Origin of the sequence: Acinetobacter chengduensis (assembly GCF_003664645.1) — a bacterium.
Classification (GTDB): Bacteria; Pseudomonadota; Gammaproteobacteria; order Pseudomonadales; family Moraxellaceae; genus Acinetobacter; species Acinetobacter chengduensis.
Genome location: NZ_RCHC01000003.1, coordinates 223,863 through 237,693, shown reverse-complemented (window position 1 = coordinate 237,693; position 13,831 = coordinate 223,863). Strand labels below are relative to the sequence as shown.

General features: G+C 40.7%; 10 protein-coding genes. 1 reads left to right on the top strand and 9 read right to left on the bottom strand.

The window, feature by feature from the left end:
• Nucleotides 1-62 precede the first annotated feature (62 nt).
• Complete coding sequence (locus tag D9K81_RS04275; RefSeq protein WP_120373391.1) at nucleotides 63-1,280, bottom strand: GGDEF domain-containing protein; 1,218 nt, start codon at nucleotides 1,278-1,280, stop codon at nucleotides 63-65.
• 328 nt (nucleotides 1,281-1,608) lie between these two features.
• Here D9K81_RS04275 and D9K81_RS04270 point away from each other — a divergent pair, with 328 nt between their 5' ends.
• Nucleotides 1,609-2,370, top strand: a complete 762-nt coding sequence (locus tag D9K81_RS04270; RefSeq protein ID WP_120373390.1) for a TenA family transcriptional regulator — start codon at nucleotides 1,609-1,611, stop codon at nucleotides 2,368-2,370.
• 81 nt (nucleotides 2,371-2,451) lie between these two features.
• Here the strand turns inward: D9K81_RS04270 and D9K81_RS04265 are convergent, their stop codons facing one another.
• From D9K81_RS04265 to D9K81_RS04230, 8 genes are all read right to left on the bottom strand, one after another.
• Nucleotides 2,452-4,446 (bottom strand): esterase/lipase family protein, encoded by a 1,995-nt coding sequence (locus tag D9K81_RS04265; RefSeq protein WP_407923619.1) that lies wholly within the window; start codon nucleotides 4,444-4,446, stop codon nucleotides 2,452-2,454.
• A gap of 124 nt (nucleotides 4,447-4,570) precedes the next feature.
• Nucleotides 4,571-5,488, bottom strand: coding sequence for an ABUW_2363 family tetratricopeptide repeat lipoprotein (locus D9K81_RS04260; protein ID WP_120373388.1), 918 nt, complete (start codon nucleotides 5,486-5,488; stop codon nucleotides 4,571-4,573).
• Nucleotides 5,489-5,608: 120 nt separating this feature from the next.
• Nucleotides 5,609-6,418 (bottom strand): serine O-acetyltransferase, encoded by an 810-nt coding sequence (gene cysE / locus D9K81_RS04255; protein WP_120373387.1) that lies wholly within the window; start codon nucleotides 6,416-6,418, stop codon nucleotides 5,609-5,611.
• Nucleotides 6,418-7,254 carry an RNA methyltransferase gene (locus D9K81_RS04250; RefSeq protein WP_120373386.1) on the bottom strand — a complete coding sequence of 279 codons (837 nt, stop codon included), beginning with the start codon at nucleotides 7,252-7,254 and terminating at the stop codon, nucleotides 6,418-6,420. The genes cysE and D9K81_RS04250 overlap by 1 nt, the downstream gene beginning before the upstream one ends.
• Before the next feature lie 58 nt (nucleotides 7,255-7,312).
• Nucleotides 7,313-10,885 (bottom strand): DNA polymerase III subunit alpha, encoded by a 3,573-nt coding sequence (gene dnaE, locus D9K81_RS04245; RefSeq protein ID WP_121523121.1) that lies wholly within the window; start codon nucleotides 10,883-10,885, stop codon nucleotides 7,313-7,315.
• A 168-nt stretch (nucleotides 10,886-11,053) separates the two neighbouring features.
• On the bottom strand, nucleotides 11,054-11,749 hold the full coding sequence (locus D9K81_RS04240; RefSeq protein ID WP_120373384.1) for a methionine ABC transporter permease: 696 nt from the start codon (nucleotides 11,747-11,749) through the stop codon (nucleotides 11,054-11,056).
• Nucleotides 11,746-12,771 (bottom strand): methionine ABC transporter ATP-binding protein, encoded by a 1,026-nt coding sequence (locus tag D9K81_RS04235; RefSeq protein ID WP_120373488.1) that lies wholly within the window; start codon nucleotides 12,769-12,771, stop codon nucleotides 11,746-11,748. Before D9K81_RS04235 ends, D9K81_RS04240 begins: the two co-directional genes overlap by 4 nt.
• Before the next feature lie 72 nt (nucleotides 12,772-12,843).
• A complete protein-coding gene (locus D9K81_RS04230; protein WP_120373383.1) occupies nucleotides 12,844-13,716 on the bottom strand; it encodes a MetQ/NlpA family ABC transporter substrate-binding protein in 873 nt (290 codons plus the stop codon).
• Nucleotides 13,717-13,831 lie beyond the last annotated feature (115 nt).

The window sequence follows — 13,831 nt, the reverse complement described above, 5'->3', positions numbered from 1 at the left end:
ATTGACTTTGCATTGTAGTCGTAGGTACACGCATACAATGCAAAGCAAGGCGCAACTGGTGTTTAGGCCGCGGTTTTTTTCGCAATGAAATATTGGTTCCGGCCGTGTGTTTTTGCATAGTAGAGCGCTTGATCTGCTTGTTGAATAAATGCAGTCATGTCTTGGTCTACAGTTGGAATGGTACTGGCAATTCCAATGCTGACCGTCACTAAGCTCGAAATTGGGCTGGCTGGATGTGGCAATCCGAGTTTATGAATCCGTTGAATTAAAATACGCGCGAGGGCTTCCACTTGTTTTTCATCAAACATAGGAAATAAAAGTAAAAATTCCTCTCCACCATAACGCGCAGCCAAATCATTACTTCGAGAACTTAAATTATCTAACTCTCTAGCAATAATTTGTAGGCATTCATCGCCAGCAATATGACCCAAGTGATCGTTATAGTTTTTAAAGCAATCTATGTCGACCATGAGGATGCTAATAGGGGTTTGATGACGTATAGCATAGCGCCATTGCTGATCTAAAATGACCGATAGGTGCCGACGGTTGGCTAATCCAGTAAGAGAGTCAATTTGCGAAAGATGCTCAAGCTGTTTGGCTTGCTCATCCATTTCCAATTTGTTGATCTCGATAATACAGTTTTGCAGATAGTTTTCGCGGTGCTGACGGTCAATGGCGTATGCCAAAGACATGCCCAAAAAACTGCTAAACGTATAAGTACGGTGTAAGAAGGTCCAGTCAATGTCGTAGTTTAAGAGATGTGTACAAGCAATTCCAATCAGACCACCCACCCAACCTGCAATGAGTGCAGTATAAAAGCGAAGCCCGACAAAGCCATAGATAATCACAACGGCATACATCATGGCTGCATGTAATAGTGAATTATCGTTACCATGGCCAATAATGGTGACGGTCATAAAAGAAATAGCCACCGCACCCATACAGCCAAAGCCCGTATACAGGTCAAAATAACGGTTTAAACATTTAAAAAAAGACAGGATCCATGCAAAAAGCACAATGATGCCCACCCATGAATAGAGTGAGAACCACCGAAACACAATTGTGTCACTTTGAATGGTCTGATAGATACCATAGCTGAGGAAAGCATATAAAAAGAAGATGATCGGTGCGCGGTAACGAAACTCATAAGCGGCTTCAACACGATATTGCTGTCTGTAAGCTTGTTCTAGGTTAGATGAAAAGTGTACGTAATTAAGCCCATTGGAAATAATGGCCTCAATTTTATCGCGACTTAAAAGCTTTGACCCATATAGTTTCATTGGATACTGCCAAATTTACCCTAATTTTATTTGTAGGTACGGGGTACTGCTCCGTACCTCCTTCTTATCTTTATGTATTACTTATGCTTAGTATTAACATAAAGCTTCTTGTGTTAACAAGCGCAAAAAATAGCAAAACAAACCATAACATACTAAATTAGTGTGAATTACTTAATAGAAAGCCATTGAAATGGAAAATGAGGCTAATTAGGTGGGTCGAAATAGCGACAAATGGTAGAAAATAGCGAAAAATGTCCTTGTTTAATCTAGTGTTTGCATTATGATCAAAAACAGATCCGCAAACAAGAAATCAAATGAGGGCAGGGATATGACTTCAGTCGTGCGTGGTTACGAAAACCAACTAGAAATTACACCGCATAACACGTGGTCTCAACAATTCTGGGATGAATTGATTCCGTATAAAAATAGAATTAGTGATCACCCATTTTTTAACGATATGGCCAGTGGGCAATTAACACTCGAAAGTTTCCGTTTTGCTTTATTACAATTTTATCCATTGGTGGCGCATTTTCCATCTTATATGGGTTTAGGTTTGTCTAAAGCGATAAACTTTTCAGAAGCGGGTGTAACAGAAGCACGTGATTGGCTCATTCAAAACATTAAAGTTGAAGAGCGTCATCTGAACTGGTATCGCGATTGGGCGGGCGGTTTTGGTATCACTGTAGAAGAGTTGGATCAGGTACGACCTACCGCTGCTATGAATGCAGTGAATCACTTTTTGTGGAATATTAATACGCGTGGTAGCTTGGTCGAAAGTCTTGCGGCGACCAATCTAGCGATTGAGTGGGCCACAGGTGATTGGAGCAGTAAAGTGTATGCTGGAATCAATGCTTATACAGATCATCCAGAAGTGAATATTAATAAACGTAGCATAGCTTGGTTACGTGCCCATGCACATTATGATGATTTGCATCCGTATGAAGCGATGGAGCTGATTAAGCGTATTTGTGATGATAAGCCTGAATTGCAACAACAAGCTTTAAATGCTGTTAAAGATGGATTGGCCTATTATGAATTAGCGTTGGATGAATGCAGTAAAGTGCAAGCACGAACTTTGAAAGTTAGCTAATGGATGCTTACAGTGACTGCATAAAAAACCGATCTTTGGATCGGTTTTTTATGGGCTATTGTATAGTGTGATTAGGGAGCGCTATTTCGGCTTATATAGGCCTAACTCGGCTAAATGAAGGCGTAAAATACGACGTAGTTCGAGCACTGCTTCTGGTGTTTCTTGAATAGAATGTCCACCTTTTAATATCACTTCAGAGACTGCTCCGTCTAAATGAGCGCTTTTATAAGGAACAACACCATCGGTGATTAGCGCAGGGTCATCGCTACCACTGATATTGCCAATGATAGAGTGATATTTTAAGCCAGCACGCGGTTTGATATCTTCTGTGAGTTGCATAAAATTGGATTTATGGCTTAAGTCACTTGGACCATTCTGTATCAGACCTTGATCGACTTGTTTTAATAGGTCTTTCAGATCTTCTTCTTGAGTCAGTACATCGGCAAATGCTGACAGAAAAGCACCTGGTAGTTTAATCACTTTACGTGCAACTTTAGTAAACCAGCGATCTGCATAGTCTGTTCCACGGTGTGGAGATGCTAAGAAGATTGCACGACTAAAGTTAGGAACGTCGTTCATGACCATCCGTTGCTTGACTACAGGTATGTTTTGATACTGTTGCAATTGGCGAGAGTTCATCATTTTGAGTGCTTGATTGCTAATATCTGCATCACTCACTAACAAACGGGCAATAATCCCTCCCATACTATGGCCAATTAAAACTGCATCTTTTTTTGCAGTGTTTTTAGCATCAACTCGTGCAAAGGCTTGTGTCAGTAATGCATAGATTTGGAAGCGACTTTCAATAATGGGCATATTTGTTGAATAGAACACCTGCCAAACTTGGTAATGTTCTCTTAATACATTATCACCCATAATATCATTGGTGAGGCGAATCCAAGCCTCAGGGCTACTGGCTAGACCATGTACCAACACAATTACTTTTTTATCAGGATTATAAGGTTCTAGCATATATAAGTGAGGCATCGTGATATTTTCATCACGATCAATTAAGGATAAATATGCGGCCTTACCTAAGTTATTCTCTGCTAACCATAAACCATAAGGCGCGGAAAAGTTGGCAGCCAATGGATAGCTTTTAGATGCAATTTTGAGTGTTTCGTATTTATAAGGATCGTAAACCTTAATCAAGAAATCTGGATTGTTTAAGATATCGTCAATGGATTGATTATTGAGAGGTTCAGCCGTTAAGGTGGCTGCTAAGTAGCGTGCATTATTAATGTTGGGATTAATGTTGTTAGGGTACTTATAATCCATTGGATTAATAATATACTTGCTTTTTTTCCCGTCAGGTTGTTTGTCTTCCGGTAAAACGAACAAGAACTCTGCACCAAAACCATCACGGCGGGTAATCGAACGTAAGCCAGAAAAGTTCAGGTTATAAGTGGACATCAGTTGCTCAATATTACTGTTTTTCAGGCCGTCATAATGGCTGTAGTCAATACGATAGCGACTTTTTCCGACTTGAATTTGGGTAACTGCCTCAGCTTGAGCGTGGTAGGTGGTATAAAGCCCAACGAGTTTTGCAATGCCTTGATTATAGAAATCTCGGATTTGTACTTGCCTGTTGTCAAAAATACGATCTTGTGGGGCACGCTGAGTTTTAAACATGTAGGCATAGCTATAACGAATGCTACGGTCTAGCATGTTCATTTGCTCTAGTACACAATTATGTAAATTTTGCTTTTCAATGGCTTGCTTTTCTTCCGAGCGGGCACTGGACAGCACACTAGGCTTACATGCAGAAGAATCACCCAGTGCTATCGCTTTGGCTAAATAGAGTTCACTGGCTGCAGAAAAGATTTGCTCATCTTGTATTTGCGGGATTTTTTTAATCTCATCAATACATTGTTCAGGAGTGTCGGTGCAACTTTTTGCTTCACGGCCACTCATAGACAACACATTTAAGGTTGCTTCACTCAGCTTACTGCGCGACAGAATACTGTCTCGTTCATTAGCAATACTGACATTTAAGGCTTGGTTCTTTACACTGACGACCTGACAGCCAGACAGTAGAGAAGTCGTTAATAATACGCCGAGCAGTAATTTATTCATTTTATGCTGCATCTTCATGCGAATTTGAAGGGAATTATTTTAAATCATACTGCAAGTTAAATTTTTTTCAATTCGATAAAATAAAAAAATAGGCCAAAAAATGGCCTATTTTTAACAATATAGCTTAACCCGCTTTTGGTGGGTTTAATACTTGCCAGACGTTCCAACGGCCTTGTTTTTCAATTTCTTGAATTAGGCGGTCAGCAACTTCAGCTTCTTGTGGGTATTTAATTTTGTAGTTACGCAAGATTTGAACAGCATTTTTCTTCTGTTCCATTGCAATATAGTTGTTAGCTGCAGAAAGATACGCTTCTTGCACGCCAGCTTTCATTGCTTTGTCTAGGTATGGAATTGCTTCACGTTGACCACCACCCTCAGATAAGCCAAAACCAAACCAGAAGTTTGCTTCTGCATCATCTTTGTTAATTTTTAAAATACGCTGTGCATAGTTTAATGATTTAGTGGTGTAAACAGAGCCTAAGTCGAGGTTACGCGCCATAACGCTTGCTTTAAATGCACGCACTAAAATGTCAAAAGAAGCATTATCTTTTGATGCAAGGGTATCAAGCTGCTGAGTCACTTGTTTGAGTTTAAGCTCAAAGCCTTTGCGTTCATTACGTTGTACAAAACGTGGAGGGTAATGACGTGCTTTACCTTCTACAAGCTGTAAAAAGTCGTCAATTTCTGTGATATCAATTTCGTTGTCACCAGCAAGTACTGCATATTTCATGGTGCGTACTTTGCTGTTTACAGTTGGAATAATCAAACGGTTAGTGTCTAGCGTTAATGTTTTTGATGGATCGCTCGCTAGATTGACGTTCATTTTTGTGACAGGTTGTGCTGCAGCTTTTTGTAAATTGATTTCAAATGGAGGTGGTGCATCATAATTAAATGGATTAAGTGCGTAGAAAGGTGGTGTTAACTCAGGTTCTACAAAAACCATAGAGCCTTTAGGCACATTATTATTTTTATTGGTTGGTGCACTTCCACATGCAGCAAGTGTTAAAGCTAGACAAGCAACTGCCAAGGGCTTAAGCATCATAAGGAATCTTCCATTTAAATTATTTTAAAATGATCATTAATTACATATTCGCCAGTCTATTTAAACTCTGGCGAACATGCAAGCCAGCAACTTGATCCATCCTGATCAATTGCTGTAAAGCTAAGCTTTTGACTGTTTACTTTGTGCTTCACATTCACGTCGTGCTTCTTCAATGATTTTGAGCTCTTCTGCACTAAAAGGCTGTTCATCTAAAGCTTGTGATTTAAAGCTAGGATCAAGCAAAGATAGTCGATGGCATAAAGAGTTCATGCGCTGTTCATTGAGCTGAATACGTTCCAATAATACGCGCATACCATCTAAGATTGGGTCAGACTGATCTTGCGTAGTCGCATAAGCTTGGAAACCAATACTTTCGGCGTAGTTATTGCGACGTGCTTCTTTGTCGTCTTTTGATTTATCTTTGGTAATAAAACGTGCAGGACTGCCCACAGCTGTAGTGTCGGGTGGAACTTCTTTTGTTACTACAGCATTTGAGCCGACTTTGGCATTTTTACCCACTGTAAATGGTCCAAGGATTTTTGCTCCTGCACCAATCACAACGCCGTCTTCTAAAGTTGGGTGACGTTTGCCTTTGTTCCATGTTGTACCCCCAAGGGTAACGCCATGGTAGAGGGTCACATCATTACCAATTTCGGCAGTTTCACCAATCACAACACCCATGCCATGATCGATAAAAAAGCGTCTACCAATTTTAGCGCCAGGATGAATTTCAATACCAGTTGCAAAACGACTAAAAGAGGAAAGAAGGCGTGCTGAGCCTTTACAGTCTTTTTTCCACAGTTCATGTGCAACGCGGTGCATAATGAGTGCATGAATACCTGGGTAGGTGGTTAAGACTTCAAGTGTATTGCGAGCGGCAGGATCGCGCGCAAATACAGCCTGTATATCCTCTTGGAGCTGTTTAAGCATTAGTGTTGATCCTCATCATTTTTTGATTTTTTCCATGTGCCATTATTGAGCGCTTGTACACGGCTAAAAATACCACGGAGCAAATGATATTCCATACGGTCTAATTGAATTCGGCCAAATAAGCGACGCAAACGTAAAGGCAATAAGCGTGGATTTTTGGGGTCCATAAACTCAATGTCTGCCAGCATTTTTTCAATATGCGGGTAAAACTGTTCCATTTGTTCATGTGTGACCAGTGGCTCATCCCATTGCATATCAACATCATCTGTCACATGCATTTTGGCTTCTGGATCTGCAATTTTAGCAGTAAATTCCATGGCTGCCATCCGCATTTCATAACAAATCACTTGAATTGCTTGTGCCACATTCAGTACGCCGTAATCAGTGTTGACTGGAATGGTCACATGGTAGTTGGCCATTGCCAATTCTTCATTGGTTAAACCACGGTCTTCGCGACCAAAGATGACCGCCACTTCTTGTTGCTGGGTGGCTACAGCTTTAAGCGATAGCTCTGCCGCTGGGCGTGCATCCAGTAGTGGCCAAGGAATAGTACGGCTACGTGCGCTAGTACCAAACACAATATGACAGTCTTTGATTGCTTCTTCTAGCGTATCTACAATTTCAATCTGTTCAATTAAATCGGTTGCGCCTGCAGCCAAAGCATCAATGTCAGGATGTGGGTATGTTTTTGGTGCAACCAAAACCAATTTAACCAGACCCATCGTTTTCATAGCACGAAGGGCACTACCAATATTGGCAGGTAAAGTGGTGTTAACCATCACGATACGGACATGGGAGAGATGCGCTGAAACAGCTGCATTGTCAATTTGACTCATTATTGTTCCAAATTAAATAATTAAACATTTAAATGTTGCTACGAATCACATAACAGACTTATGAAAATTGATTCATCGTTTCAGCCTGATATTGATCCATCGCGTCATCCATCGTCATATTTGACGGAGGTGGCGGAATTTGTACGGGCTGTGCTTGCTCATAGCTGACGGCTTTGGCTGCTTTTGATTTTACGTGATATTCAATATGCAAAGATGATTTACCAAAATAATCACGTAGCTTGGACAGAAGTTCATCGAGTGGTGCAACTTTCCAGTCGATGCCTAGGTGAAGTTCTGCACTGGCATAGTCAAAATCAACCAATAAATGCACAGGGATATGAGTAGACATATCGATATTGCAATAAGGATGCAAAATGTTTTGCATATCCTTGCTCAAGCTAGGGCTTAAGTGTTCTTTGTCTAAGGTAATTTGAATACTATTGGCACGCTTTTGGCGAATTTCATTTAAGCTAAAGGCTTTGGTTAAACGGCCCATTGGGCGGTCATAACCTTCACGTTCATAAATCTCGCCTTCAATCACCACGACTTTTTCATTTTGAACGATATCTTTAAAGCGTTGGAATCGTTCGTGATTCGCAGAAACTTCAATACGTGCTGTACCATCATCCAACGTAATCATCATGCGATTGGGGAAGTTGGCTACATCAACCACTAAACCTGCAAATACCGTAGTCACACCACGACGTGTAGGCGTCAGTTCATTAATGCGCTGAGAGATAAATGATTTCAGTTCAGGTCGATATACATCAATTGGGTGACCTGTAAGGTATAGACCAAGCGTATCTTTTTCACCTTTTAAGCGTACTTCATCTGACCATGGTTTGACTGGCTTAGCTGGTTTACGTTGAACTTCTTCAACTTCACCAAACAAGTCCATAATACCCGTTTCTCGGTTTGAACGTGCTTGTTCGGCGGCTTGCACAGCTTCTGGTAATTGCGCCATCAAGCTTGAGCGTTCGATGCCTAGGCAGTCGAGTGCGCCTGCACGTATGAGTGCCTCTAAAGTACGCTTATTAATTTTCTTTAAATCAATACGATGGCAGAAATCAAATAAGTCGCGGTACGGGCCTTCTTGCTGACGCGAGTCAATCACCGATTGCATAGCAGCTTCGCCCACGCCTTTAATTGCACCTAAACCATAGACAATAGTTTGCGGATCGCTGGCATGGAAATTATATAAAGACATATTGACTGAAGGGGGTAACACTTCCAGTTTATTGCTACGACAGTCATCAATTAAGAACACCACGTTATCGGTGTTCTGCATTTCAGAGGTCATCACCGCAGACATAAATTCCGCAGGATAATGAGCTTTTAACCATGCAGTTTGATAAGCAACTAGGGCATAAGCGGTAGCATGTGATTTGTTAAAACCATAGCCTGCGAACTTTTCCATATAGTCGAAGATATGGTTGGCTGTATCTGTGTCGATGTCTTTAAGTGCAGCACCTTCAATAAAGGTCTGGCGCTGTTTGACCATCTCTTCAACTTTCTTTTTACCCATGGCACGACGCAGTAAATCGGCGCCACCAAGCGTATAGCCAGCACAGAACTGTGCGGCCTGCATCACCTGTTCTTGGTACACCATAATGCCATAAGTTGGTTCCAACACTTTTTCCAGCAAAGGATGCAGGTATTCGAACTCGCCACCATGCATACGGAAAATAAAGTCTGGAATTAGATCCATCGGACCTGGACGATACAGCGACACGAAGGCAATAATTTCTTCGAATTTGCTTGGGCGCGCATCCTTGAGCATTTTTTTCATGCCCACGGATTCAAACTGGAACACCGCTGTCGTATTTGCTGTCGCGAAGATCGCGTAGGCATCAGGATCATCTAAAGGAATATAAGAAATGTCGATTGGGTCAGTAATATCTGGGCGTGCATTAATATGCTTAATGGCATCTTCAATGACAGTCAGGTTACGTAGACCCAAGAAGTCGAATTTAACCAGGCCTGCGGATTCAACATCGTCTTTATCAAATTGGGCAACACGGGCAGTACCATCAGCATCACACATCACAGCTGAGTAGTCAGTCAGTTTGGTAGGTGCGATGACTACACCACCTGCGTGTTTACCCGTATTACGTGTAATCCCTTCAAGCTTAAGCGCCATTTCCCAAATTTCTGATGCATCATCAAAATCTGGGTTAGAAGGATTCGTCACCACATCTTTAAGCTGTGGTTCAGCTTCGAGAGATTCTTCTAAGCTTAGACCCAAAGGTTTGGTCGGAATGAGTTTAGAAATTCGATCGGCCAAACCATAAGATTTACCCAACACACGTGCTACGTCACGAATCGCACCTTTGGCCGCCATGGTACCAAATGTTGCAATTTGCGATACCGCATCACGGCCATAGGTACGTGCGACATAATCAATCACGCGGTCACGGCCCGCGATACAGAAATCGACATCAAAGTCGGGCATAGACACACGTTCTGGATTGAGGAAACGTTCGAACAGAAGGTCGTAGCGCAGTGGGTCAAGGTCGGTAATTTTTAGACTATAGGCCACAAGTGAACCTGCACCAGAACCACGACCTGGGCCTACGGGTACGCCATTGCCTTTAGACCATTGAATAAAGTCCATGACAATTAGGAAGTAGCCTGGGAAGCCCATGTCCAAAATAATTTTAATTTCGAAAGCCAAACGTTCATCATAAGGCTTACGAATATCTGGCCAATTATCACCACGTTGTGCGAGTGGGTAAAGGAATTCTAAGCGTTCATCTAAACCGACTTCACACAAATGCGCAAAATAAGTGTCGATGGTATGACCATCTGGAATTGGATAATCTGGAAGGTCATGGAAACCTAAGCGTAATGAGACGTTACAACGCTGTGCAATATAAAACGTATTTTCAATTGCAGTGGGAATGTCCGCAAATAATTCGGTCATTTCTGCAGAAGTTTTGAAGTATTGGTCTGGGCTATAGTTTTTAGGGCGACGGCTGTCTCCTAAAACATAACCATCAGCAATACATACACGTGCTTCATGCGCTTCAAAATCTTCAGATTTAATGAAGTGCACGTCATTATGTGCGACTACGCCAATATTGTATTTTTTTGCGAGTTTTACTGCAGCTTGAATAAAGTCTTCTTCACCCGAACGATTGGTACGGGTTAAAGCCAAATAAACACGGTTGCCAAATTTTGAAATCCATTCTTCTAATAAAGGTTCAGCTTTTTGCGGATTAGATGTCATCAGCATTTTGCCGACATCACTGTGCTGGCCAAGCAAAACAATTAAGTCTTCGTTTTGCTCTAAAATCCAGTCTTTTTGTACGCAAGGAATATCGAGTTGTTGACCACGAATGTATCCTTCGGAGACTAATTCTGTGAGGCTACGCCAACCTTTTTTGCTCATGGCCAATAAGCTAATACGATGCTCTGCATCATTTAAACGAAGAGTTGAACCAAAAATTGGTTTAATGCCTTTGTCTAAACATTTTTTATAGAATTTGACAGACGCATGTAGATTAGAAAGGTCTGTGAGGGCCAAGGCTGGCATTTCATCTGCAGCTGCAGCTTTTACTAGATCAGGTATACGTACAATAGATTCGGTAATTGAAAATTCTGTATAAATACCAAGATGTACAAAGTGCATAGATGAGTCCCAGCGAAAACAGCTGATTATTTTAGCATGCTCTGCGTTTAAACTTGCGTTAATTGCAGTGGAATTGGTGAAGTTTTATATGATCTGGTTTTGTATATTCTTAAATTGAGCACATAAAAAACCCTCCGAAGAGGGTTTGTGTATAGTGTTGTGGAAGCCTTAACGAATTTTCGACAGCCAATCTCCCAAACTTTGTACAATTTGCACCAAGATGAGTAAAACAATCACCGTTAAAATCACTACGCTGGTATCGAAGCGTTGATAACCATAAGAAATGGCTAAATCACCAATACCGCCAGCACCAACTGCACCTGCCATAGCAGTTGCACCAATTAAGCTAATGGTGGCAGTGGTAAGGTTTAAAATGAGTGAGCTACGTGATTCAGGCAATACAAATTTAAAAATAATTTGTAATGGCGTTGCTCCCATCGCTTGAGCTGATTCAATAATACCGTCATTGACTTCGAGTAAAGACGTTTCAATTAAGCGACCAATATAAGGACCGACATAAATCGTTAAAGGCACAATGGCTGCCCAAGTACCAATAGATGTGCCTACAATCACTTTAGTTAAAGGAATAACTGCGATTAACAAAATAATAAACGGCAGGGAACGTAGCGCGTTTACAATCGGGTTAAGCCCGTGATACACCACACGATTAGGTAAAATACCTGAAGGGCGGGTAACAAATAAAATAATGGCTTGAATAAAACCCCAAATACAACCAAACAGCATGGCAAAAAACACCATGTGGAAGGTTTCTTGTAATGCTGTGACGAACTGGTCAATTGAAAGTGAACTTTTCCAAAAAGGCGCAGTTACTTCAGTAAGCCATTGAACAATCATATCTCTCATGCTTGGACTCCTGATTGTTCAACTTGCACGCCACTATTTTGAAGAAATTGCAGTGCTTGCTGAATTTCACTGGCATCACCCAATAATTGAATAAACATTTGTCCGATCACTGAACCATTAATTTCAGTCATGTTAGCAAATAGAATATTCAGGCTGACATCAAAGGTTTTAATTACAGCTTGAATGACAGTTTCTTGTGCAGAACTACCTAAAAATTTTAAGCAATAAATACTATTATGATTTTTATTTTCAAGATTATTCAAAATGTTTACAGGCAATTGTTGCTGTAATACGGTTTGAATAAATGTACGAGTCGTTGGGTGTTGTGGTTGGCTAAAAATGTCCAAAGTAGAGCCCATTTCGATGACTTTACCTTGCTCCATAACCGCCACATAGTCACATACAGTTTCAATCACATCCATTTCATGGGTGACCATAACAATGGTAATGCCTTGTTCTTGGTTAATCTTTTTTAATAATGCTAAAACAGACTGAGTGGTTTGCGGGTCGAGTGCAGATGTTGCTTCATCACACAATAAAATTTTGGGATGATTGGCAAGAGCACGCGCAATACCGACACGTTGCTTTTGACCACCAGAGAGTTCATCTGGATACGCATTTTTTTTATGTGTCAGATCAATAAATTCGAGTAATTCTTCTAAGCGTTTTTGACGTTCAGCTTTAGAAACACCCAATAATTTGAGCGGAAGTTCAATATTTTCAGCAACAGTTTTGGTTTGCAATAAATTGAAATGCTGGAAGATCATACCAATATGGGTACGTTCTTGGCGTAATTCAGACGCACTTAGGGAAGTAAAATCCTTATTGTTAATAAAGATCTGTCCTTGACTTGGGCGTTCCAAAAGATTGATTAGGCGAATAAGCGTACTTTTGCCTGCGCCGCTGTAGCCAATCAGACCAAAAATACAGCCAGCCGGAATCTCAAGATTGATTTGATCCAGCGCCTTAACAGTTTGACCTTTAAGCTCAAAGTGCTTAGAAATGTCTTTAAATTGAATCATATCGTCAAAAGCTTTAAATAAAAGAAAAACAGGCAAAGTAAATTTGCCTGTTTAGATGTGCAAAGTATATTACTATTTTGCGTCTGTAAGATAGCTTACAGGTTTATTTACATCAACTTTTGTACCGCCAAAGTGATCTTGTACATATTTGCCTACAGCAGCAACGTGGTAAAGTTCACCTACTTTTTTCAGTACTGGATCGTTTTGACGGTCAGCAGCCACCGCTAAAATGTTCACGTTCATTTTTGTGCTTTGGTCGATTGGCTCATAATAAACTGCATCTTTTAATACGTTTAAGCCACCTTCCATTGCTAGGGTATTACCCAATACAATCGCATCTACTTCGTCTTTGACACGTACAGCAGTTGCCATTTGAATTGGTTTAATCACGATATTTTTCGCATTTTCAGCAACGTCTGCAGTTGTACCTTTAACGTTGTCAAAATTCGCTTTTAGTTTAACCAAGCCAGCAGATTGTAAAAGCAATAATGCGCGTGATTCGTTTGCACCATCATTTGGAATCGCAATGGTTGCGCCTGTTTTAAACTCGTCCAATTTTTTTACTTTGCTTGAGTAAATACCCATAGGCTCTAAGTAAGTTGTAGACAATGGTGCAATTTTTTCTTTGTTGCTGTCATTGAATGCAACCATATATGCATACGATTGGAATGCATTCACATCCATTTCATGGTTAGCCACAGCTGTGTTCATAGACACATAATCTGTAAAGTTTTTAACTTCAAGCTTAATGCCCGCAGCTTTAGTTTCAGGCAATGTTGCAATATAGCGCCATACATCTGCATCTGAACCTGTAGATGCCATAGTTACTGTTTGAAGTTCAGTAGAATCTTTTTTTTGTGTAGCATCTGTTGTAGGAGCTTCTTGTTTACCACAGCCTGTTAGAGCAACAGAGGCACCGAGCACTAAACCAAGTAACTTTTTCATGTTTTCACCCAAGTAAATTAAATTTTGGCGTTCAACTTACGTATCATAAATGTAGAGAGATTAAATTAAGTGTGAAATCAGTTTAACTGACTTATAACCACAAATTGTATATGGC